This window comes from Vogesella indigofera (assembly GCF_003633895.1).
GTDB lineage: Bacteria > Pseudomonadota > Gammaproteobacteria > Burkholderiales > Chromobacteriaceae > Vogesella > Vogesella indigofera.
In genome coordinates this window covers 51261-74110 of sequence record NZ_RBID01000001.1, presented here as the reverse complement: position 1 = coordinate 74110, position 22850 = coordinate 51261, and the positions used below count along the sequence as shown (strand labels likewise).

The following is a 22850-nucleotide window of genomic DNA, read 5'->3' as shown; positions in this document are numbered from 1 at the left end:
TGCTGGCCGGTAATTCAGATACGGGCCAGCACCGCTCCCTGCGCAAAATACTGGCGCACGCCGGACATGATCGCCTCCGCCATCTGCTGCTGGAAGGCAGGGCTGACCAGCTTCTTCTCTTCCTCGTAGTTACTGATGAACGCGGTTTCCACCAGGATGGATGGAATGTCCGGCGCCTTGAGCACGGCAAAGCCGGCCTGTTCAACCTGCGATTTGTGCAGGCGGTTGAGACCGCCCATTTTCCCCAGCACCGACTTGCCCAGCTTGAGGCTGTCGTTGATGGTGGCGGTTTGTGTCAGGTCGAACAGGGTATGAGCGAGGTAACGGTCCTTGCCGCTGATCTTGACACCGCCGATCAGGTCGGCGTCGTTCTGGCTCTTGGCCAGCAGCCGCGCCATGCTGCTGGTGGCGCCGTTTTCCGACAGCGCGAACACCGAGGAGCCGTTGGCGGTGCGATTGGCGACGGCATCGGCATGGATGGAAATGAACAGGTCGGCGCCGAGCTTGCGCGCCTTGGCCACGCGCACCCCCAGTGGGATGAACACGTCCTCGTCGCGCGTCAGGTGCGCCTTCATGTTCTTTTCACTGTCGATCAGCTTCTTCAGCTGGCGGCTGATGCGCAGCACCACGTCTTTTTCATAGATGCCGGACGGGCCGACGGCGCCGGGGTCTTCGCCGCCGTGTCCCGGGTCGATCACCACGGTGATGATGCGGTTCTTGTCGGCGCGCCCCTTGCTGCCCAGCGGCGCCTGCTCGTTCAGCTGTCCCTTGTTGTAGTCCTGCAGCAGCGCCAGCAACGGATCGTCCTGCTGGCCGCTGGCCGGATACAGGTCCACCACCAGGCGGTGGCGGTACTCGCCGATCGGCTGCAGCGAGAAGATCTGCGGCTTGACCTCGTTGCGCAGGTCCAGCACCAGGCGTACGGTGTTGTTGTTGAACTGGCCGGCGCGCGCGGTCTGGATGAAGGGGTCGGCGCTCTGGATCTGCTTGTTGATGTCCTGCAGGATGCCGGTTAGCTGCACGCCTTCCAGGTCGATCACCAGCCGGTTCGGCTCGGCGAGGCTGAAGTGCTTGTAGTGGATGGCTTCGCTGGCCTCGATGGTAACGCGGGTATAGGTCGATGACGGCCACACCCGTACCGCCACGATCTGGCTACTGCTGGCGAAGCCGATACGGCTGACGCTCAGGAAAAATGTGGCCGCGGCGGCGCCGATCAGCTGGCGGCGGCGGGGGTCGTGAGGCGGGAGAGACATTGGTGTCCTGTTTCGCTAAAGACTTGAAGACGATAGTTGCGACCGCTGTCGCAGACCGAGAGTTCCAGCACCAGGTCGGCGGGCGGCAGGCAGGCACCGGCCTTGTCCGGCCATTCGACGATGCACAGCGTGTCGGCGGCAAAGTAGTCACCGAAGCCGGCATCGTGCCACTCGTCCGGATCGGCAAAGCGGTACAGGTCGAAGTGGTGCACCGTCAGCGGCGGCAGGCTGTAGCTTTCCACCAGGGTGTAGGTCGGGCTTTTCACCCGCCCCGCATGGCCCAGCGCCTGCAGCAGGCCACGGGTGAAAGTGGTCTTGCCGGCGCCGAGGTCGCCGTGCAGTTGCAGCTGGATGCCGCCGTGCAACACTGCGGCCAACGTGGCGCCCAGTTGCAGGGTGGCGCTTTCATCGGCAAGGAAGCCTTGCCGCAGGCTGGTATCATCCGTTGCCATGAGTGAAATATCCTGTAAAAGCGAGAATTATCGCCAATTGGCCAGCCAAATCAAGGGATGGGCCAAAGAACTCGGTTTTGCCGACGCGCGTATCACGCGGGCGGCACTGCCAGCAGAGACCGAAGCCAGCCTGCTGGCGTGGCTGGCGGCGGGCAACCACGGCGAAATGGAGTACATGGCGCGCCATGGCGTACTGCGCGTGCGCCCGGCGGAGCTGGTGCCGGGCACGGTGCGCGTGATCAGCCTGCGCATGCACTACTGGCCGGCGGCTGCGCGCGATGCCGAGGCGGTACTGGCCGATGGCACGCGCGCCTACCTGTCGCGTTATGCACTGGGCCGCGACTACCACAAGGTGGTGCGCAACCGGCTGCAGAAGCTGGCCGATCGCATCACGCAGGCGGTGGGCGAACACGGCTACCGCGTGTTCACCGACAGCGCACCGTTGGCCGAGGTGGCGCTGGCGGCACAGGCGGGGCAGGGCTGGCGCGGCAAGCACACGCTGCTGCTCAACAAGAAGCAGGGCTCGCTGTTCTTCCTCGGCGAGATTCTCACCGATCTGCCGTTGCCGGAAGATGACAGTGAAGACGGCCACTGCGGCAGTTGTACCCGCTGTCTGGACGTCTGTCCAACCGGTGCCATCATGGCGCCGTATCAGGTCGATGCCCGGCGCTGCATTTCCTACCTCACCATCGAGCTGAAGGGCGCGATACCGGAGCCGTTGCGGCCGCTGATCGGCAACCGTGTCTATGGCTGTGACGACTGCCAGCTGACCTGCCCGTGGAACCGTTTCGTGGTGCACAGTGCAGAGGACGATTTTGCCGTGCGCCACGGGCTGGACGATGTCAGCCTGCTGGAACTGTTCGGCTGGGACGAGGCGACCTTCGCCAGTCGCATGGCCGGCAGCCCGATCTACCGCATCGGCTACGCCAAGTGGCTGTCCAATCTGGCCATCGGGCTGGGTAATGCGCCGTATGCGGCCGAGATTGTTGTTGCGTTGCAACAGCGGCAGGATCATGCGGAGGAGGTGGTGCGCGAGTCGGTCGTCTGGGCGCTGGCGCAACAACAGGGCCGCACATAAAAGGTTGGCCGCAAGCTAGGGCTTGCGGCCAACCTTGCACCATTAATCCTGCCGACGGATCTCAGTCCAGCGCGCGGGTGAAGTGGAACGAGGAAATCACGAACTCCTTGCGCAGGTACAGCTTGTGCGCGGCGGTGCGCCAAGTGCCAGAATCCAGCACCAGAAAGCGGCAACCCAGTGCCCGTGCCTCCGCCTCGCACCAGTCGATCAGCGCACTGCCGACACCTTGCGAGCGCAGGCGCTCGTCGGTGACCAGGTCGTCGATGTACAGGCGCAGGTCTTCGTAGGTGTTTTCGTAGACGCGATACAGCGCCAGTCCCAGCACCTGATCATCCTCGTTCAGCGCCGCCACCAGCCGCGCGCCGTAGCCGGTGATGCGCGCCATCTTGGCGACGTAGTTGGCGGCGGTTTCCGGCAGCATCGGCCGCAGCTGTCGATGCACCGCCAGTGCCGCAGCCAGGATTTGCGGCTGGGTGATGTGGCCGTGCTCGTCGCACAGCCGTTCGATGCGCAGCGTACTCATCAGGCTGGGCGCGACGGCGCGATGACCAGCGACTCGCCTTCCAGTACCACATTACCTTTTACCAGACACTGGGTGGCGAACTTGACGCGCTTCTTCGCCGGGTCCAGCTCGGTGACGGTGACGCGGGCGGTAACGGTTTCGCCGAGTCGTACCGGTGCCTTGAACTTGGTCGATTGCGACAGGTAGATGGTGCCGTTGCCCGGCAGGCGGGTGCCGACCACGGTGGAGATCAGGCCGGCGGTGAGCATGCCGTGGGCGATGCGAGTCTTGAACATCGACGCTTCGGCGTATTCCTGGTTGATGTGCACCGGATTGTCGTCGCCGGAAACGGCGGCAAACATCAGGATATCGGCCTCGGTGATGGTTTTGGCGTATTCGGCGCTGTCACCGATCTGGATATCTTCGAAGTAGACAGTCATGCTGTGCTCCCTGTTTTGGCAAGAAAAGCCGCAAGTAGGCACCACGATGGCAGCACTTGCGGCAGGAATGTCCGGTCTGTCGGCGTGTTATGACATGCTCAATTGTTGCAGCGCATTCTGACACGCTTTACCTCAAATGCAAATTACGGGGAAAATGGCGTAATATTTGTGTCACCCCTGTTGTACTGCAGTTTTTTTGTAGGCAATCTACCAATTAAACGCTTGTTTGATATTGCGCTGTCGCCTCACGCCAAACAGCCGCACATTGACGACAATTGTTCAACTCAGAGAGTTCGCTGGAGGAATATGAAAGCTCTAGTCGCTGTGAAACGCGTTGTCGATTACAACGTGAAAGTCCGGGTCAAGGCCGATGGCACTGATGTGGATGTCGCTAACGTCAAGATGTCGATGAACCCGTTCGACGAGATCGCGGTGGAAGAGGCCGTGCGTCTGAAAGAAGCCGGCAAGGTCTCCGAGATCGTGGTGGTATCGCTGGGGGTGAAGCAGTGCGAGGAAACCCTGCGTACCGCACTGGCGATGGGCGCCGACCGCGCCATCCTGGTGGAAACCGACGCCGAGCTGCAGCCGCTGGCGGTGGCCAAGCTGCTGAAGGCGATTGCCGACAAGGAGCAGCCGCAGCTGCTGATCGTCGGCAAGCAGGCGATCGATGACGATGCCAACCAGACCGGGCAGATGGTGTCGGCGCTGCTGGGCTGGGCGCAGGGTACCTTCGCCTCGAAAGTGGATGTCGCCGCGGAAACCGTGGACGTGACCCGCGAAGTGGATGGCGGCCTGGAAACCGTCAAGCTGCGCCTGCCGGCGGTGGTGACCACCGACCTGCGCCTGAACGAGCCGCGCTACGTCAAGCTGCCGAACATCATGGCCGCCAAGAAAAAGCCGCTGGACAAGACCACCCCGGCCGAGCTGGGCGTTGATGTCGCCCCGCGCCTGAAGACCCTGAAAGTGGCCGAGCCTGCCAAGCGCTCGGCCGGTATCAAGGTTGCCAATGCCGCCGAGCTGGTGGCCAAACTCAAAAACGAAGCAAAGGTGCTGTAAGCCATGGCCATTCTCGTTATCGCTGAACACGACAACCAGAGCCTGAAAGCAGGCACTCTGAACACCGTTACCGCCGCCGCCAAGCTGGGCGAAGTGCATGTGCTGGTCGCCGGCCACAATGCCGCCGCTGCAGCCGATGCCGCCAAGGCCGTCGCCGGCGTGGCCAAGGTGCTGCTGGCCGACAACGCGGCCTACGCCCACGGCCTGGCCGAAAACCTGGCACCGCTGGTGGTGGAACTGGCCAAGGGTTACAGCCACGTGCTGGCACCGGCAACCTCCTACGGCAAGAACCTGCTGCCGCGCGTCGCCGCGCTGCTGGACGTGGCGCAGCTTTCCGACATCATCGCCATTGAATCGGCCGATACCTTCGTGCGCCCGGTGTACGCCGGCAACGTGCTGGCCACCGTGCAGTCGCTTGATGCCATCAAGGTGATCACCGTGCGTACCACCGCCTTCGAAGCGGCGGCTACTGGCGGTGCGGCCAACGTTGAAGCGGTCGCCACCGTGTCCGACGCCGGCCTGTCCAGCTTTGTCGGCCAGGAGCTGACCAAGTCCGATCGTCCGGAACTGGGCGCTGCCAAGATCATCGTGTCCGGTGGTCGTGCGCTGGGTTCGGAAGAGCAGTTCAAGGCGGTGATCGAGCCGCTGGCCGACAAGCTGTCCGCTGCCGTCGGTGCTTCGCGCGCCGCGGTGGATGCCGGCTACGCGCCGAACGACTACCAGGTCGGCCAGACCGGCAAGGTGGTGGCGCCACAGCTGTACGTGGCGGTGGGCATCTCCGGTGCCATCCAGCACCTGGCCGGCATGAAGGATTCCAAGGTGATCGTGGCGATCAACAAGGATGAAGAGGCGCCGATCTTCCAGGTGGCCGACTACGGCATCGTCGGTGACCTGTTCACCGTGGTGCCGGAGCTGATCGCCGAGCTGTCCAAGTAACACCCGCTGTAATCAAAACGCAGTAATCAAAAGAAGGTGCGGCGCTACGGTGCCGCACCACACAAGAACACCGGCCATGACCGGTTCGTCGGGAGGAGTCCACACCGCGCAGTGCGCAGCGTGCGGCTTGTCCGTTGGCGGACACATGGCCGGTTTTTTTGCACGAGAAATGACGAGAAATGACACAGAGGAGCGATCGATGATTTACAAGGCACCCAGCAAAGACATCCGCTTTGCCCTGAACGAGCTGGCGGAGCTGCCCGCCATCTGCACCCTGCCCGGCTACGAGGATTGCTCGGTAGAACTGACCGACGCCATCCTGGAGGAGGGCGCCAAGTTCGCCGAAAACGTGCTGGCGCCGATCAACCAGCAGGGCGACAAGGGCGCCAAGTGGTCGCCTGACTTTACCGTTACCGCCGCCGAAGGCTTCAAGGAAGCATGGCAACAGTATGTCGAGGCGGGCTGGGTCGGCCTGCGCGCGCCGGCCGAGTTCGGTGGCCAGGGCCTGCCGGCGCTGGTGGCGTTGGCGGCAGAAGAAATGTGGTGCTCGGCCAACCTGGCGTTCTCGCTGGCGCCGATGCTGACGCTGGGTGCGATCGAGGCGATCAATCACCACGCCTCCGACGAGCTGAAAGCGATCTACCTGCCGCGCATGTCGACCGGTGAGTGGACCGGCACCATGAACCTGACCGAGCCGCAGGCCGGCTCCGATCTGGCGCAGGTGCGTTCGCGCGCCATCCCGGTGGGCGACGGCAGCTACAAGATCAGCGGCCAGAAGATTTTCATCACCTGGGGCGAGCACGACATGGCGGACAATATCGTCCACCTGGTGCTGGCGCGGCTGCCGGATGCGCCGGCCGGGGTGAAGGGCATCTCGCTGTTCATCGTGCCCAAGTTCCTGGTTCATGCCGACGGCAGCCTCGGCGCGCGCAACGACGTGCGCTGCGTGTCGATCGAACACAAGCTGGGCATCCACGGCAGCCCAACCGCGGTGATGAGCTTCGGTGACGACGGCGGCGCCACCGGCTACCTGGTGGGCGAGGCCAACAAGGGTCTGGCTTACATGTTCACCATGATGAATCACGCGCGCCTGGGTGTCGGCATCGAGGGCATGGCGGTGTCGGAGCGAGCCTACCAGAAGGCCGTCGAATACGCCCGTGACCGCGTGCAGAGCCGCGCCGTCGGCAGCCCCGACCCGGCCGGCGTCGCCATCATCCGGCACCCGGACGTGCGCCGCATGCTGATGACGATGAAGGCGCAGATCGAGGCGCAGCGCGCACTGGCGTTCTACGCCGCCGCAGCGCTGGACCGCGCCGCGCGCGATCCGGTGGCCAGCGAGGCGGCGCGCAGCCAGGCGCTGGTCAACTTCCTGATCCCGATCGTGAAGGGCTGGAACACCGAGCAGGCCAACGAGATCACCAGCCTGGCGATGCAGATCCACGGCGGCATGGGTTATATCGAGGAGACCGGCGTCGCGCAGTATTGCCGCGACGCGCGCATCACCGCCATCTACGAAGGCACCACCGGCATCCAGGCGCTGGACCTGATCGGGCGCAAGACGGCGGCGGAAGACGGCGTCACCGCGCGCTGGTTGCTGGAGGAGGTCAAGGTTACCGCCGGCAAGCTGACGGCGGCGGGCTACGCCAGCCTTGCGGCCAACCTTGAGACCGCGGTGAAGGATGCCGAGCGTTGTGTCGCCTTCATCCTCGACACCTTCGGCAGCCGGCCGCAGCTGGCTGCCGCCGGGTCGGTGCCCTTCCTCAAGCTGATGGGCATCGTGCTCGGCGGCTGGATGATGGGGCGCGCTGCGCTGATCGCCAGGGCGCAGCAGGGCGACGAAGATGCCGATGCCGACTTCCTCGCGGCGAAGATCGTCACCGCCCGTTTCTACGGCGAGCACCTGTTGCCGCAGACCGCCGGTCTGGCGGCCGCCATCGTTCACGGTGGTGACAGCGTGCTGGAACTGAACGAAGCGTTGTTCTGAGTGACCGCCCTGGACGTGAAAACCGCCGGTACCGCAGTCGTGGCGCCGGCGGTTTTTTATGCGGCGATCGGCGCTGGAGGTTAATGACGGGACGTGTGGCTGGTCGGAGGCCGGCGCAGAACAACTTGCCGGGCGCGCGCATTTTTTGTAAGGTTGACGCTAGCGTAAACAATGGCTTAGCCGGTGATGGCGACTGTATCCATTGTTCAGAAAAGCAGCAGTCGCGGTGCGCGGCCTTGCCGCGATGGCCGAAAACAGGATATACTTGAAAAGTTTAACCGAACGGGACAAGCGCACGTCGCTATAGTCCCGTTTGTTGTATCAATAAATCAAAAATATCATTATTAGGAGCCAGCCAGTGACAACCGTACCCGCGATTCTTGCCTTGGCTGACGGCACGCTGTTCAAAGGCGTCGCCATCGGAGCCAACGGCCACACCGTCGGAGAGGTAGTATTCAATACTGCCATGACCGGTTATCAGGAAATCCTTACCGACCCGTCCTATACCCGGCAGATCGTCACCCTGACTTATCCTCATATCGGCAACGTCGGCGCCAACTCGGAAGATACCGAGTCCGGCGCCGTCTTTGCATCTGGCCTGATCATTCGTGATCTGCCACTGCTGCACAGCAACTTCCGTGCGGAAGAGTCGCTGTCCGATTATCTGAAGAGAAACAATGTCGTCGCCATCGCCGACATCGACACCCGCAAGCTGACGCGCATCCTGCGCGAAAAAGGCGCCCAGCCCGGCTGCATCATGGCAGGTGACATCGACGAGGCGAAAGCCGTCGAGCTGGCGCGTAGTTTTGGCAGCATGGCCGGCCAGGATCTGGCCAAGGTGGTCAGCTGCAAGGAAGCCTACAGCTGGACGACACGCGAATGGCGTCTGGGCCAGGGTTATGTCGAGCAGACCGAGACCCCGTTCCACGTGGTGGCCTACGATTTCGGCGTCAAGCGCAACATCCTGCGCATGCTGGCCGAGCGCGGCTGCAAGCTGACCGTGGTACCGGCCGAGACGCCGGCCAAGGACGTGCTGGCACTGAAACCGGACGGCGTGTTCCTGTCCAACGGTCCTGGCGATCCGGAGCCGTGCGACTACGCGATCAGCGCCATCCGCGACATCCTGGATACCAAGCTGCCGGTCTTCGGCATCTGCCTCGGTCACCAGTTGCTGGGCCTGGCCACCGGCGGCAAGACTTCCAAGATGAAGTTCGGCCACCACGGTGCCAACCACCCGGTGCAGGATCTCGATTCCGGCCGCGTGATGATCACCAGCCAGAACCACGGCTTCCAGGTTGACGAAGCCAGCCTTGCGGCCAACGTGCGCATTACCCACCGTTCGTTGTTCGACCAGACGGTGCAGGGCATCGCGCTGACCGACCGCCCGGCATTTTCGTTCCAGGGACACCCGGAAGCGAGCCCGGGGCCGGAAGACGTGGCCTACCTGTTTGACCGTTTCATCTCGCTGATGGCCGCGCACAAGCCGGCCTGATCACGGAGGACGCATCATGTTCGGTATCACTGACCTGACCACCTACATACTCGGCACCCTCTTCATCGTGCTGCTGCCGGGCCCCAATTCGATGTATGTGCTGTCGGTGGCGGCGCAACGCGGGGTGCGCGCCGGCTTTGCCGGCGCCTGTGGCGTGTTCGTCGGTGATTTCGTGCTGATGACCCTGGCTGCAACCGGCGCCGCCGGTTTGCTGCAGGCCAATCCGGCGCTGTTTGCCATCGTCAAGTATGCCGGTGGCGCCTATCTGGCGTGGATCGGCATCGCCATGCTGCGTGGCGCCTGGACCGGCTGGCAACAGCGCCGCCAGGGCCAGGCCGCGGTGGCGGCACCGGTGCTGGACATCAACCGCCCGTTTTCCAAGGCGCTGCTGATCAGTCTGATGAACCCGAAGGCGATCCTGTTCTTCGTGTCGTTCTTCGTGCAGTTCGTTGATCCGGCCTATCACTACCCGGCACTGACCTTTGCCATCCTCGGCGCCATCGTGCAGCTGTTCAGCGCGCTGTACCTGACCACGCTGATCCTGGCCGGCAATCATCTGGCCGAGGCGTTCCGCCGCCGCCGTCGCCTGTCGGCGGCAATGGGCGGGGCGGTCGGTGCCATGTTTATCGGTTTCGGCGCCAAGTTGGCCGCCGCCAGCCTGTAACTATCCAGCGTCTCCGGCAGCAGGCCGCGTCAGCCTGCCGGAACGTGTAAAACATTGAACAATATTGAGCGATTACCATGCCTAAACGTACTGATATCAAGAGCATTCTCATCATTGGCGCTGGCCCGATCGTCATCGGCCAGGCCTGCGAGTTTGACTACTCCGGCGCGCAGGCGTGCAAGGCACTGCGTGAAGAAGGCTACAAAGTCATCCTGGTGAACTCCAACCCGGCCACCATCATGACCGACCCGGACATGGCCGATGTCACCTACATCGAGCCGATCTCGTGGCCGGTGGTGGAAAAGATCATCGCCAAGGAGCGTCCGGACGCGATCCTGCCGACCATGGGCGGCCAGACCGCGCTGAACTGCGCGCTGGACCTGGCGCGTAACGGCGTGCTGGAAAAGTACAAGGTCGAGCTGATCGGCGCCACCGAAGACGCCATCGACAAGGCGGAAGACCGTGGCCGCTTCAAGGAGGCGATGGCCAAGATCGGCCTGTCCTGCCCGCTGTCCTTCGTCTGCCACACCCTGGAAGAGTCGCTGGAAGCGCAGACCAAGGTCGGCTTCCCGACCCTGATCCGTCCGTCCTTCACCATGGGCGGCTCCGGCGGCGGTATCGCCTACAACAAGGAAGAGTTCCTGGCCATCTGCGAGCGCGGTTTCGAAGCGTCGCCGACCCACGAACTGCTGATCGAGCAATCGGTACTCGGCTGGAAAGAGTACGAGATGGAAGTGGTGCGCGACCGCAACGACAACTGCATCATCATCTGCTCGATCGAGAACTTCGACCCGATGGGCGTGCACACCGGCGACTCCATCACCGTGGCCCCGGCGCAGACGCTGACCGACAAGGAATACCAGATCATGCGTAACGCCTCGCTGGCGGTACTGCGTGAAATCGGTGTCGACACCGGCGGTTCCAACGTACAGTTCGCGACCAACCCGGATACCGGCGAGATGATCGTGATCGAGATGAACCCGCGCGTGTCGCGTTCCTCGGCACTGGCGTCCAAGGCCACCGGCTTCCCGATCGCCAAGATCGCCGCCAAACTGGCGGTCGGCTTCACCCTCGACGAACTGAAGAACGACATCACCGGCGGTGCGACCCCGGCCTCGTTCGAGCCGTCCATCGACTACGTGGTCACCAAGATCCCGCGTTTCGCCTTCGAGAAATTCCCGCAGGCGGACGACCGCCTGACCACGCAGATGAAATCGGTCGGCGAAGTGATGGCCATGGGCCGCACGCTGCAGGAATCGATGCAGAAAGCCCTGCGCGGTCTGGAAACCGGCCTCTCCGGCTTCAACTCGGTGAGCCAGGATGAAGAAACCATCCGTCACGAACTGGGCGCACCTGGTCCGGAACGCATCCTGTACGTGGCCGACGCCTTCCGTCTCGGCATGAGCCGCGACGACATCTTTGCCATCAGCAAGATCGATCCGTGGTTCCTGGCGCAGATCGAAGACCTGATCGGTGAAGAAAAAGCGCTGGCCGGCCGCAAGGCGGACAGCCTGGGCTACGACGAACTGCGTCGCCTGAAGCGCAAGGGCTTCTCCGACCGTCGCCTCGGCGAGCTGCTGGGTACCGACCAGGCCGCCGTGCGTAGCCACCGCTGGGGGCTGAAGCTGCATCCGGTGTACAAGCGCGTGGATACCTGCGCCGCCGAATTCGCCACCAACACCGCCTACATGTACTCCACTTATGAAGAAGAGTGCGAGTCCAATCCGACCGACCGCAAGAAGGTGATGGTACTGGGTGGCGGCCCGAACCGTATCGGCCAGGGTATCGAATTCGACTACTGCTGCGTGCACGCCGCGCTGTCCCTGCGCGAATCCGGTTTCGAGACCATCATGGTCAACTGCAACCCGGAAACCGTGTCCACCGACTATGACACCTCCGACCGCCTGTACTTCGAGCCGCTGACGCTGGAAGACGTGCTGGAAATCTGCCGCATCGAGAAGCCGTTCGGCGTGATCGTGCAGTACGGCGGCCAGACGCCGCTGAAACTGGCGCGCGCGCTGGAAGCCAATGGCGTGCCCATCATCGGCACCAGCCCGGACATGATCGACGCCGCCGAAGACCGCGAGCGCTTCCAGCAGCTGCTGAACGACCTTGGTCTGAAGCAGCCGCCGAACCGCACCGCGCGCAATCCGGTAGACGCCATGCGTCTGGCCGAAGAGATCGGCTACCCGCTGGTGGTGCGTCCGTCCTACGTACTGGGCGGCCGCGCGATGGAAATCGTGCACGAACCGGCCGATCTGGAACGTTACATGCGCGAAGCGGTGAAAGTGTCCAACGACAGCCCGGTGCTGCTGGACCGCTTCCTCAACGACGCCATCGAGGTCGATGTCGACTGCGTGTCCGACGGCACCACCGTGGTGATCGGCGGCATCATGCAGCACGTGGAACAGGCCGGTGTCCACTCCGGTGACTCCGCCTGCTCGCTGCCACCGTACAGCCTGTTCCCGGCGGTGCAGGACGAGATCCGCCGTCAGACCGAAGCGATGGCGCGTGCGCTGAACGTGGTCGGCCTGATGAACGTGCAGTTCGCGATCCAGAAAGACACCATCTACGTGCTGGAAGTGAACCCGCGTGCGTCGCGTACCGTGCCGTTCGTGTCGAAAGTGACCGGCGCGCCGCTGGCCAAGATCGCCGCCCGTGCCATGGCCGGCATCAGCCTGATCGAGCAGGGTTTCACCAAGGAAGTGATTCCGCCGTACTACGCAGTCAAGGAAGCGGTGTTCCCGTTCATCAAGTTCCCGGGTGTGGATACCATCCTCGGGCCGGAAATGAAGTCGACCGGTGAAGTGATGGGCGTTGGCCGCACCTTTGCCGAAGCCTTCGTCAAGGGCCAGCTGGCCGCCGGCGACCGCCTGCCGCGTACCGGCAAGGTGTTCCTGTCCCTGCGCGAGAGCGACAAGGAAGGTGGCATCGAAGTGGCGCGCGAACTGCAGAAGCTGGGCTTCGGCGTGTGCGCCACTCGCGGTACCGCCAAGGCGATGGCCGACGCCGGCATCGTGGTGCAGGTGGTGAACAAGGTGAACGAAGGTCGTCCGCACATCGTCGACATGATCAAGAACGGCGAAATCGACGTGCTGGTCAACACCGTGGACGAGAAGCGCAAGGCGATCCAGGACAGCCACGCCATCCGCCGCTCCGCGCTGCAGATGCGTGTGCCGCAGTACACTACCCTGGCCGGTGCCAAGGCGGTCTGCGTCGGCCTGTCGCACGTCGATGATTTCGACGTCTACAGCGTGCAGCAGCTGCACGCCGAGCTGAAGGGCTAAGCACGGTCAAAGGTTGGCCGCATGCGGCCAACCTTTGAACCCGGAGCAAAATCTCGTTACAATCACCGCTGAATCAAACGTCCAGCAAAGCCGCCGTCCCGTACGGCGGCTTGCGCTTTTATCACAGGGCAGCAGTACGCCCTTGGAGAACCGAGTCATGAACAAAGTCCCGTTGACCGTGCGTGGTGCCGAACAGCTGAAGGCCGAATTGCAGCGTCTGAAAAGCATTGAGCGTCCGTCGGTGATCGAGGCCATTGCCGAAGCGCGCGCGCAAGGCGATCTATCCGAGAATGCAGAATACGACGCCGCCAAAGAGCGCCAAGCCTTTGTCGAGGGCCGTATTGCCGAGCTGGAGGGCAAAATCTCCAACGCTCAGATCATCGATCCGACCGAGCTGGATGCCGACGGCCGCATCGTGTTCGGCACCACCGTGCTGCTCACCGATCTGGAAAGCGAAGAAGAAAAGACCTACCAGATCGTCGGCGACGACGAAGCCGACATCAAGCTGGGCAAGGTGTCGGTCAACTCGCCGATCGCGCGTGCGCTGATCGGCAAGGTGGAAGGCGACGTGGCCGAGGTGATGGCCCCGGGCGGCATCCGCGAGTACGAAGTGCTGGAAGTGCGCTACATCTGAGCGCGGCGGCTGGCTGCGGCCAGGCGGGTGCTGTAACGTTGGCCGCAAAGCCGGCCGGGAAGAGGAAGACCAATGGACGGATTGCGTGCAATAGCCCGGACCCTGTGGATCGGCGGCATGTGGGTGGTCGGCATCATCGTGGCCCCCATCCTGTTTTCGGCACTGGATAACGTGACCGCCGGCATGGTGGCGGGGCGGCTGTTTGCCGCCATCGCCTGGGTCGGGCTGGTGTGCGGCATCTTCCTGCTCGCCGACTACGTGCTGCGCTACGGCGCACGCGGCCTGAAGCAGGGCGGTTTCTGGTTGCTGCTGGGCATGCTGGTGTGCATCGTGATCAACCACTTCGCGGTGACGCCGATCATCGCCAGCCTCAAGCTGCAGATGAACCATGCCGCCGAAGGGCTGTTCGGTGGTGGCTTTGCCACCTGGCATGCCATCTCCAGCCTGATCTACCTGCTGCAAAGCCTGATGGCGCTGGTGTACCTGCTGCGCAGCGACAACTGAGCCGTACTACCTTTGCGCGGGCCGACAAAGACAAAGCGGTGGCATCGCCACCGCTTTTTGTCTGTCATGCGCGCGCCGCGGTCCGTGACCGCAGCCCGCTAGCCGGCAACGCTCAAGGGCGTGCCTTGAGTGCCTTCTTGCTTTTCGGCAGGTCGATGCGCTTGGCCTCGGACGGGCGGAACAGCACCAGCAGCTTGCCGATGTGCTGCACTTGACCGGCGCCCAGATCGTTTGCAATCTGGTCATACATGGCCACGCGTGCCGCGCGGTCGTCGCCGAGAACGCGCACCTTGATCAGTTCGTGGGCGTCCAGGCTGACGGCGATTTCACGGATAACCGACTCGGTCAGGCCATTGTTGCCGATCATCACGACGGGGCTGAGCGAGTGGGCCAAACCCTTCAGATATTGGCGCTCGACTGGGGTCAGTTCGATTTTCATTGTGGCTTCAAGTTTCAGATTAAAAAACGATTTTACTAAACTTTAGGTCATTCCCCAAACGGCACATGCATTAATTACTGGAATCCACATGGCAAGAAGCAAGTCTAGCAACGCCTGGCTGCGTGAGCACGTCAACGATCACTATGTGCAAATGGCCCAAAAAGACGGCTATCGCGCGCGCGCGGCGTACAAACTGCTGGAAATCAACGATAAGGACAAGCTGATCCGGCCGGGAACCGTGCTGGCCGATCTCGGCTCGGCGCCGGGCAGCTGGTCGCAGGTGGCGGCGCGCATCGTTGGCGACAACGGCAAGGTATTTGCCATCGACATCCTGCCGATGGACCCGATCGCCGACGTCGCCTTCATCCAGGGCGACTTCCGCGACGACGAGGTGCTGGAGGAGTTCGTGACCATGCTCGGCGGGCGGCAGCTGGACCTTGTAATTTCCGATATGGCGCCCAATATCTCAGGGATGAGCGGGATTGATCAGGCCAGAAGCTTTCATCTGAATGAGCTGGCACTGGAATTTGTCCGTGACCATTTGAAACCCGGCGGCAGTTTTCTCGTCAAAGTGTTCCAGGGCAGTGATTTTCAGCCCTATCTGAAAGCCATGCGCGAGCTGTTTGGCGAAGTCGTAACGCGTAAACCCAAGGCCTCGCGTGACCGTTCCAGTGAAATCTACCTGCTGGGCAAAGACCGTCGCTGACAGTGCGACGTGCCGGGTTTACAATAGAAAAAACCATTTACCAAGTCAGGGCACATAGGAGCACGCTCTTGTGAACAATATCGGAAAAAACATCGCGATCTGGGTCATCATCGGTCTTGTACTGATGACTGTGTTCAACCAGTTTACCAAGCGCCAGGAAACCCAGAATCAGGTCGAGTATTCGCAATTCATGAGCGATGTGGAGTCCGGCAAGATTCAGACGGTGAGCATTGAAGGCAATCCGCTACGCGGCCAGTGGGTGCGCGGCAAGCGTACCGACGGCTCCAGTTTCAGCACCTACGCCCCGTTCGACGTGAAAATGGTGGACGTGCTGATCAAGAACAACGTGACCTTCTCCGCCAAGCCGGAAGAGGAACCGTCGATGCTGATGAGCATTTTCATCAGCTGGTTCCCGATGCTGCTGCTGATCGGGGTGTGGTTCTTCTTCATGCGCCAGATGCAGGGCGGCGGCAAGGGCGGGGCGTTCTCGTTCGGCAAGAGCAAGGCGCGCATGCTAGATCAGGACACCAACACCGTGACCTTTGCCGATGTGGCCGGTTGCGATGAAGCCAAGGAAGAAGTGAAGGAGATCGTCGATTACCTGCGCGATCCTTCCCGCTACCAGAGCCTGGGTGGCCGCATTCCGCGCGGCATCCTGCTCGCCGGTTCGCCGGGTACCGGTAAGACCCTGCTGGCCAAGGCCATTGCCGGTGAAGCCAAGGTGCCGTTCTTCAGTATCTCCGGTTCCGACTTCGTCGAGATGTTTGTCGGCGTCGGTGCTTCCCGCGTGCGCGACATGTTCGAGCAGGCGAAGAAGAACGCGCCGTGCATCATCTTCATCGACGAGATCGACGCCGTCGGTCGCCAGCGTGGCGCCGGTCTCGGTGGCGGCAACGACGAACGCGAACAGACCCTCAACCAGCTGCTGGTGGAAATGGACGGTTTCGAGACCAACCAGACGGTGATCGTGATCGCCGCCACCAACCGTCCGGACGTGCTGGACCCGGCGCTGCAGCGTCCCGGCCGTTTCGACCGCCAAGTGGTGGTGCCGCTGCCGGATATCCGCGGCCGCGAGCAGATCCTCAACGTGCACATGCGCAAGGTTCCGATTGCCGCCGACGTCGACGCGCAGATCATCGCGCGCGGTACGCCGGGCTTCTCCGGTGCCGACCTCGCCAACCTGGTCAACGAAGCCGCGCTGTTCGCCGCGCGCCGTAACAAGCGCCTGGTCGACATGCTGGACTTCGAATCCGCCAAGGACAAGATCATGATGGGCGCCGAGCGCAAGTCGATGGTGATGTCCGAGGACGAGAAAAAGAATACCGCCTACCACGAGTCCGGCCATGCGGTAGTGGCCAAGCTGCTGCCTAAGTCCGATCCTGTGCACAAGGTCACCATCATCCCGCGCGGCCGTGCGCTGGGGGTGACCATGCAGCTGCCGGAAGAAGACCGCTACGCCTACGACCGCGGTTACCTGATGGACCGCATCGCCATCCTGTTCGGCGGCCGCATCGCGGAAGAGCTGTTCATGAACCAGATGACTACCGGCGCCTCGAACGACTTCGAGCGTGCCACGCAGATGGCGCGCGACATGGTGACCCGCTACGGCATGTCCGACCGTCTCGGCCCGATGGTCTACGGCGAGAACGAGGGTGAAGTGTTCCTCGGCCGTTCGGTGACCACCCACAAGAACATGTCGGAAGCCACCATGCAGCAAGTGGATCAGGAAATCCGCCGCATCATCGACGAGCAGTACGCGCTGGCGCGCCGCCTGCTGGACGAGAACCGCGACAAGGTGGAGGCAATGACCGCCGCGCTGCTGGAGTGGGAAACCATCGATGCCGAGCAGATCAACGACATCATGGCCGGCAAGACGCCGCGTCCGCCATCGCCGGGCGCCGGTTTCAACAAGCCGGACAGCAAGCCGCCGGCACCACCGGCACCAGAACCATCGGTGACGCCGGCACAAGAACTGTAAGGCAGGTCAGGTAAACAACAGGGTGTCAGTCCAGGCTGACACCCTGTTTTGCATTGGAGAAAGCTATGTCGGTTTTTGCCTGCGGCAGGTTCAGCCTGTCGCTCGAGCGCCCGCTGCTGATGGGCATTTTGAACGTGACGCCGGATTCCTTTTCCGATGGCGGCAGCTACAACCGGCTGGATGCGGCCTTGGCGCACGCCGAGCGCCTGCTGGCCGACGGTGCCGACATCCTCGATATCGGTGGCGAGTCGACACGGCCGGGCGCGCCCTACGTCAGCCCGGAAGAGGAGCTGCAGCGGGTGTTGCCGCTACTGGAAAGGTTGGCCGCATTGCAGGTGCCGCTGTCGCTGGATACCCGGCGCACCTCGGTGATGCGCGCCGCGCTGCAGGCCGGTGCCGTCGACCTGATCAACGACGTGTCGGCGCTGGAAGACGACGGTGCGCTGGTGCTGGTGGCGGCGGCCAACGTCGGCATCTGCCTGATGCACAAGCAGGGCAATCCGGACACCATGCAGCAGCAGCCGGACTACGCCGATGTGGTGCAGGAAGTCGGCGGCTACCTCGCCCGCCGCATCAAGCTGTGTCTGGCGCACGGCATCGCCCGCGACCGGCTGCTGGCTGATCCCGGCTTCGGTTTCGGCAAGACGCTGCAGCACAATCTCGACCTGCTGCGCGAGTTGCCGCAGCTGGAAGTACTGGCCGGTGCACCGCTGCTGGTCGGCATGTCGCGCAAGTCGATGCTGGGCGCCATCACCGGCGAAGAGCAGCCGGACCAGCGCCTGGGCGCCAGCGTGGCGGCGGCATTGCTGGCAGCGCAGCGCGGTGCCAAGGTGATCCGCGTGCACGACGTGAAGGCCACACACCAGGCGCTGCAGCTGTGGCAGGCGCTGGGCTGAAACCGGCTGCGGCGGCAGTTGCCCCCGCAAGCTGGTGGCGATGTAAAATCGGCAGGATAAAAGTCTGAAGGAACAATAATGAGCCGCAAATATTTTGGTACCGATGGTGTGCGTGGCGAAGTCGGCCAGTTTCCGATTACCCCCGATTTCGTGCTGCGCCTGGGCTATGCCGCCGGCAAGGTGCTGGTCGATCACGAGCGGCAGGAACACCCGACGGTGATCATCGGCAAGGACACCCGTATTTCCGGCTACATGCTGGAAGCGGCGCTGCAGGCCGGCCTCACCGCCGCCGGTGTCAACGTGCTGCTGACCGGGCCGCTGCCGACGCCGGGCATCGCCTATTTGACGCGCGCGCTGCGCTTGTCGGCCGGGGTGATGATCTCCGCGTCGCACAATCCGTATCAGGATAACGGCATCAAGTTCTTCGCCGAGGGCGGCAAGAAGCTGGACGACGCGCTGGAGCGCGAGATCGAGGCGATGCTGGATTCGCCGATGCAGACCAGCCCGTCGCGCGAGCTGGGCCGGGCACGGCGCATCGACGGTGCCGCCGACCGCTACATCGAATTCTGCAAGAGCACCTTCCCCAATGAGCGCAACCTGAAGGGCCTGAAGCTGGTCGTCGATTGCGCGCACGGCGCCACCTACCACATCGCACCGAAGGTGTTCCACGAGCTGGGCGCCGAGGTGATCACCATCGGTGGCGAGCCGAACGGCTACAACATCAATGACGGCGTCGGTGCCACCCACACCGAGGCGATCAGCCAGGCGGTGCTGCAGCATGGTGCCGATCTCGGCATCTCGCTGGATGGCGACGGCGACCGGCTGATGATGGCCGACCGCCACGGCAAGGTCTACGACGGCGACCAGCTGATCTACGTGATCGCCAAGGCGCGTGCGGCGCGCGGCCAGCTTGGCGGCGGCGTGGTCGGCACGGTGATGACCAACCTGGCGATGGAGCTGGCCTTGCAGCAGCAGGGCATCGCCTTTGGCCGCGCCAAGGTCGGTGACCGCTACGTGCTGGAGCTGCTGCACGAAAACGGCTGGCAGGTCGGCGGCGAGGCGTCCGGCCACGTGCTGTGCCTGGACAAGCACACCACCGGCGACGGCATCATCTCCAGCCTGCAGGTGCTGGCGGCGCTGGCCGAGCTGGACAGCGATCTGGCCACCATCTGCAACGACTGGCAGCCGTTCCCGCAGAAGATGATCAATGTGCGTCTCAATGGCCAGGACTGGCAGGCCGCCAGTGCCGCCAAGTACGCCGAGGCACAGCTGGCGCTGGCCGGCCGTGGCCGCGTGGTGCTGCGTCCGTCCGGTACGGAACCGGTGGTGCGCGTGATGGTCGAAGCGGATGAACTGGCGCTGGCCGAGCAGTGGGCCGGCCAAATCGCCGCGGCGATCGAAGCGGCCTGACGGCGTACCGGCATCGGCGCAAGCCACCTGCGAAGGTGGCTTTGTTTTTGCCGTGGCGACCTAACCATAGTCAAGCAGGGCGCCACGGGGGCTGTGCTATGATGGCAGCCGCTCTCTGAACTGCTTCGCCTGGCCTTGCCGGAAGTACTTCGACCGATCAACAGCTTGTCAGGCCGACATGGATATCCTGCAGATTCTTCTCGATTTGTTCACGGGATATGGCTACTTTGCCGTATTCATCGTGTTGCTGGTGTGTGGTTTTGGTGTGCCGATTCCGGAGGATATTACCCTGGTCGCCGGCGGCATCATTTCCGGGCTGGGCTATACCGACGTGCACGTGATGTTTGCGGTGGGCATGGCCGGCGTGCTGTTTGGCGATGGCCTGATGTTCCTCGCCGGCCGCGTCTATGGCGACCGTGTGCTGCGCTTCAAGCCGATTGCCAAGGTGATGACGCCGGAGCGTTTTGCCGCGGTACAGGAGAAGTTTGCCCGTTACGGCAACTGGGTGCTGTTCGTCGCCCGTTTCCTGCCCGGCCTGCGTTCGCCGATCTTCCTGACCGCCGGGCTGACACGGCGCATCCCGTACTGGCGTTTCCTGTTGATGGACGGTTTTGCCGCGCTGATCTCGGTGCCGGTGTGGGTGTATCTCGGCTATTTCGGTGCGCGCAACCACGAGTGGCTGATGCAGATGGTGCACCGTGGCCAGGCCGGCATCCTGATCGCCATCGCGCTGCTGGCGGTGGTGCTGGGCGGCTTATACTGGCGCCACAAGCGGCGCGAGTCGAAAGCCCGGCGCAACGCCGAAGACCTGATCGCCAAATGAATAATGCCCCGCAGCGCGGGGCATTATTCATTGCCGGGTAAGGCGGGGTCAGCCGACCTGCAGCAGCTCGACCTCGAATACCAGGGTGGCGTGCGGCGGGATCACGCCGCCGGCACCGCGGGCGCCGTAGCCCAGCTCGGCCGGGATGGTCAGCTTGCGCTTGCCGCCGACCTTCATGCCCTGTACGCCCTGATCCCAGCCCTTGATCACGTAGCCTTCGCCCAGCACGAAGCTGAACGGCTGGTAGCGATCCTTGCTGGAATCGAATTTGGTGCCATCGGTCAGCCAGCCGGTGTAGTGCACGGTCACTTCCTGAGCGGCCACGGCTTCCGCGCCGTCGCCTACCAGCAGGTCTTCGATGATCAGTTCTGCCATGAGATGTCCTTGTTTTGCTGCATTAGCGAAAGCGGCATTTTAACAGTCCGCTACCGCGCCGTCGAAATCTTGATATTGTCTTTGCCCTTCAATTGCTTATAAAGAGAAAGCGGAGAAGTTTTCGCCTGTGATTTTATCTGACATAGGGGAATGGCAATGGACATTACTCATCTACCGTCTCATGAGCATATAGTGGTCAGGCATGTGACGCCCGATCAGCCGCTGCAGTGGCTGCGCCTAGGCTGGCAGGATTTGCGGCGCGCACCGGCGGATTCGCTGTTCTACGGCGCCGTGTTTGTGGTGATGGGCTTCTTGCTGAACATGTATTTCGACTTCGCACCACAGCACGTGATTACGCTGGCAACGCTGTTCCTGCTGGGCGGTCCGTTCCTCGCCATCGGCCTGTACGATATCGCGCGCCAACTGGAGGCACCGGGTAGCGGGAAGGTGACGCTGATGCACAGCATGACCGCGTGGCGCGTCAACATGCCGGGCTTTACCCTGTTTGCCGCCTTGCTCGCGGTGCTGGTGTTCGGCTGGTTCCGCGTCTCGCTGCTGATGTTCGCGTTGTTCTTCCAGGGTAGCGTGCCGTCGCTGGAGCAGCTGGTGGTCTCCGCCTTCACCGCCGAGAACCTGCCGTTCCTGATTGCCTACTTCGGCACCGGCTTCTTCTTTGCCGTGGCAGTGTTCGCGCTCAGCGTCTGCGCCATTCCGATGATGCTGGACAAGGAAGTCGATACCGTCACCGCGATGGTGATGAGCGTGCAGGCGGTGTATCGCAATTTGCTGACGATGCTGGTATGGGCGGCTATGATCGTGGTCCTGACCGCGATCGGTTTTGCTACCCAGTTCATCGGCCTGTTGCTCATCATGCCCCTGATCGGGCTGTCCAGCTGGCATGCCTATCGCGCCCTGATCAACTTCGAGCGCTAGCACCTGTCCATTCCATGAATCCTCACATCGTGTTTGTCGACCGGGACAGCTTGCCTGTCCCGGTGCCGTCTTGTGCCTTCCCTCACCGCTTCACCGCCTATCCGTCCACCAGCCGCGAGCAACTGCTGGCCCACTGTGCCGATGCCGACATCGTGATCAGCAACAAGGTCGCGTTCGACGCGGCCACGTTGGCCGCATTGCCGCGGCTGAAACTGCTGGCCATCGCCGCCACCGGTTACAACCACATCGATGTCGCCGCCTGTCGTGAGCGCGACATCGCGGTGTGCAACATCCGCCACTACGGCGACGACACCGTGGCAGAGCATGCCTTCATGTTGATGATGGCGCTGATGCGCAACCTGCCGGCCTACCAGCGCGATGTCGCCGCCGGGGTGTGGCAGCAGGCGGCGCAGTTCTGCCACTTCGGCGCGCCGATCCGCGACCTGCAGGGCGCGACGCTGGGCATCGTCGGCAGCGGCGGCATCGGCCAGGCGATGGCGCAGCGCGCGCGGGCCTTCGGCATGCGCGTGCAGTTTGCCGAACGCAAAGGCGCGGCCACGGTGCGCGACGGCTACGTGGCGTTTGACGCGCTGCTGGCCAGCTCCGACGTGATCTCGCTGCACTGCCCGCTGAACGACGACACCCGCAACCTGATCGCGCAGCCGGAGCTGATGGCGATGAAGCCGGGTGCGGTGCTGATCAACACCGCGCGCGGCGGGCTAGTGGACGAGGAAGCGCTGGTGGCGGCGCTGAAATTCGGCCAACTCGGCGGCGCCGGCTTCGACGTGCTGTCGGTGGAGCCGCCGCGCGACGGCAATCCGCTGCTGAAGGCGCGCCTGCCGCACCTGATCGTGACACCGCACGTCGGCTGGGCCAGCGGCGAGGCGATGGCCAGGCTGGCGGCGCAGCTGGTCAGCAATATCGAGGCCTGGCAGCGCGGCGAACGGCAGCATCGGCTGGACTGAGCCGGCGCTCATGTGGTGGACAAAGCTTGACGATGTCAGGCTT

At 63.1% G+C, this 22850-nt stretch carries 22 protein-coding genes; 16 read left to right on the top strand and 6 right to left on the bottom strand.

Translation table 11 applies throughout. The features are described from left to right. Positions 1 to 14: 14 nt before the first annotated feature. Together C8E02_RS00395 and tsaE are read right to left on the bottom strand one after the other, a co-directional pair. The gene (locus tag C8E02_RS00395; RefSeq protein ID WP_120809224.1) at positions 15 to 1253 is read right to left on the bottom strand and encodes an N-acetylmuramoyl-L-alanine amidase; all 1239 of its coding nucleotides are present in this window, start codon (positions 1251 to 1253) and stop codon (positions 15 to 17) included. Beyond that, positions 1214 to 1705, bottom strand: coding sequence for a tRNA (adenosine(37)-N6)-threonylcarbamoyltransferase complex ATPase subunit type 1 TsaE (tsaE, locus tag C8E02_RS00390; protein WP_120809223.1), 492 nt, complete (start codon positions 1703 to 1705; stop codon positions 1214 to 1216). The genes C8E02_RS00395 and tsaE overlap by 40 nt, the downstream gene beginning before the upstream one ends. On the opposite strand from tsaE, the gene queG reads away from it, so the two are divergent. Beyond that, positions 1704 to 2783 carry a tRNA epoxyqueuosine(34) reductase QueG gene (gene queG / locus C8E02_RS00385; protein ID WP_120809222.1) on the top strand — a complete coding sequence of 360 codons (1080 nt, stop codon included), beginning with the start codon at positions 1704 to 1706 and terminating at the stop codon, positions 2781 to 2783. The genes tsaE and queG overlap by 2 nt on opposite strands. 61 nt (positions 2784 to 2844) lie before the next feature. On the opposite strand, the gene C8E02_RS00380 is transcribed toward queG, so the two are convergent. Continuing rightward, complete coding sequence (locus tag C8E02_RS00380; RefSeq protein WP_120809221.1) at positions 2845 to 3306, bottom strand: GNAT family N-acetyltransferase; 462 nt, start codon at positions 3304 to 3306, stop codon at positions 2845 to 2847. Continuing rightward, positions 3306 to 3725, bottom strand: coding sequence for a MaoC family dehydratase (locus C8E02_RS00375; protein ID WP_047966967.1), 420 nt, complete (start codon positions 3723 to 3725; stop codon positions 3306 to 3308). Before C8E02_RS00375 ends, C8E02_RS00380 begins: the two co-directional genes overlap by 1 nt. Before the next feature lie 306 nt (positions 3726 to 4031). Between C8E02_RS00375 and C8E02_RS00370 the strand changes: the two genes are divergently transcribed. From C8E02_RS00370 to C8E02_RS00335, 8 genes are all read left to right on the top strand, one after another. Further along, on the top strand, positions 4032 to 4781 hold the full coding sequence (locus C8E02_RS00370; protein ID WP_120809220.1) for an electron transfer flavoprotein subunit beta/FixA family protein: 750 nt from the start codon (positions 4032 to 4034) through the stop codon (positions 4779 to 4781). A 3-nt stretch (positions 4782 to 4784) separates the two neighbouring features. Next, a complete protein-coding gene (locus tag C8E02_RS00365) occupies positions 4785 to 5717 on the top strand; it encodes an electron transfer flavoprotein subunit alpha/FixB family protein (protein ID WP_120809219.1) in 933 nt (310 codons plus the stop codon). Positions 5718 to 5916: 199 nt separating this feature from the next. Continuing rightward, positions 5917 to 7701 (top strand): acyl-CoA dehydrogenase, encoded by a 1785-nt coding sequence (locus C8E02_RS00360; RefSeq protein ID WP_120809218.1) that lies wholly within the window; start codon positions 5917 to 5919, stop codon positions 7699 to 7701. A 358-nt stretch (positions 7702 to 8059) separates the two neighbouring features. Beyond that, positions 8060 to 9193, top strand: coding sequence for a glutamine-hydrolyzing carbamoyl-phosphate synthase small subunit (carA, locus tag C8E02_RS00355; RefSeq protein ID WP_120809217.1), 1134 nt, complete (start codon positions 8060 to 8062; stop codon positions 9191 to 9193). A 16-nt stretch (positions 9194 to 9209) separates the two neighbouring features. After that, positions 9210 to 9857: a leucine efflux protein LeuE gene (gene leuE, locus C8E02_RS00350; protein ID WP_120809216.1), complete on the top strand. Its 648-nt coding sequence runs from the start codon at positions 9210 to 9212 to the stop codon at positions 9855 to 9857. A 77-nt stretch (positions 9858 to 9934) separates the two neighbouring features. Beyond that, positions 9935 to 13144 carry a carbamoyl-phosphate synthase large subunit gene (gene carB / locus C8E02_RS00345; RefSeq protein ID WP_047966973.1) on the top strand — a complete coding sequence of 1070 codons (3210 nt, stop codon included), beginning with the start codon at positions 9935 to 9937 and terminating at the stop codon, positions 13142 to 13144. Between the two features lie 157 nt (positions 13145 to 13301). Next, positions 13302 to 13778 carry a transcription elongation factor GreA gene (greA, locus tag C8E02_RS00340; RefSeq protein ID WP_047966974.1) on the top strand — a complete coding sequence of 159 codons (477 nt, stop codon included), beginning with the start codon at positions 13302 to 13304 and terminating at the stop codon, positions 13776 to 13778. Positions 13779 to 13850: 72 nt separating this feature from the next. Beyond that, entirely contained in the window at positions 13851 to 14282 is a 432-nt protein-coding gene (locus C8E02_RS00335; RefSeq protein WP_047966975.1) for a DUF4149 domain-containing protein, read from the top strand. 112 nt (positions 14283 to 14394) lie between these two features. On the opposite strand, the gene yhbY is transcribed toward C8E02_RS00335, so the two are convergent. Beyond that, positions 14395 to 14721, bottom strand: coding sequence for a ribosome assembly RNA-binding protein YhbY (gene yhbY / locus C8E02_RS00330; RefSeq protein ID WP_047966976.1), 327 nt, complete (start codon positions 14719 to 14721; stop codon positions 14395 to 14397). Between the two features lie 88 nt (positions 14722 to 14809). Between yhbY and rlmE the strand changes: the two genes are divergently transcribed. From rlmE to C8E02_RS00305, 5 genes are all read left to right on the top strand, one after another. Further along, a complete protein-coding gene (gene rlmE / locus C8E02_RS00325) occupies positions 14810 to 15427 on the top strand; it encodes a 23S rRNA (uridine(2552)-2'-O)-methyltransferase RlmE (RefSeq protein WP_047966977.1) in 618 nt (205 codons plus the stop codon). A gap of 70 nt (positions 15428 to 15497) precedes the next feature. After that, positions 15498 to 17405 (top strand): ATP-dependent zinc metalloprotease FtsH, encoded by a 1908-nt coding sequence (gene ftsH / locus C8E02_RS00320; protein WP_047966978.1) that lies wholly within the window; start codon positions 15498 to 15500, stop codon positions 17403 to 17405. 65 nt (positions 17406 to 17470) lie between these two features. Beyond that, entirely contained in the window at positions 17471 to 18301 is an 831-nt protein-coding gene (gene folP / locus C8E02_RS00315) for a dihydropteroate synthase (protein ID WP_120809215.1), read from the top strand. A 78-nt stretch (positions 18302 to 18379) separates the two neighbouring features. Further along, on the top strand, positions 18380 to 19711 hold the full coding sequence (glmM, locus tag C8E02_RS00310; RefSeq protein ID WP_047966980.1) for a phosphoglucosamine mutase: 1332 nt from the start codon (positions 18380 to 18382) through the stop codon (positions 19709 to 19711). Between the two features lie 178 nt (positions 19712 to 19889). Then, on the top strand, positions 19890 to 20534 hold the full coding sequence (locus tag C8E02_RS00305) for a DedA family protein (protein WP_120809214.1): 645 nt from the start codon (positions 19890 to 19892) through the stop codon (positions 20532 to 20534). A gap of 48 nt (positions 20535 to 20582) precedes the next feature. Here C8E02_RS00305 and C8E02_RS00300 read toward each other — a convergent pair whose 3' ends face one another. Further along, positions 20583 to 20909 (bottom strand): FKBP-type peptidyl-prolyl cis-trans isomerase, encoded by a 327-nt coding sequence (locus C8E02_RS00300; protein ID WP_047966982.1) that lies wholly within the window; start codon positions 20907 to 20909, stop codon positions 20583 to 20585. A gap of 204 nt (positions 20910 to 21113) precedes the next feature. Between C8E02_RS00300 and C8E02_RS00295 the strand changes: the two genes are divergently transcribed. Together C8E02_RS00295 and C8E02_RS00290 are read left to right on the top strand one after the other, a co-directional pair. Continuing rightward, positions 21114 to 21842 carry a DUF2189 domain-containing protein gene (locus tag C8E02_RS00295; protein WP_238377302.1) on the top strand — a complete coding sequence of 243 codons (729 nt, stop codon included), beginning with the start codon at positions 21114 to 21116 and terminating at the stop codon, positions 21840 to 21842. A gap of 14 nt (positions 21843 to 21856) precedes the next feature. Beyond that, positions 21857 to 22807, top strand: a complete 951-nt coding sequence (locus tag C8E02_RS00290) for a D-2-hydroxyacid dehydrogenase (RefSeq protein WP_120809213.1) — start codon at positions 21857 to 21859, stop codon at positions 22805 to 22807. Positions 22808 to 22850: the final 43 nt, after the last annotated feature.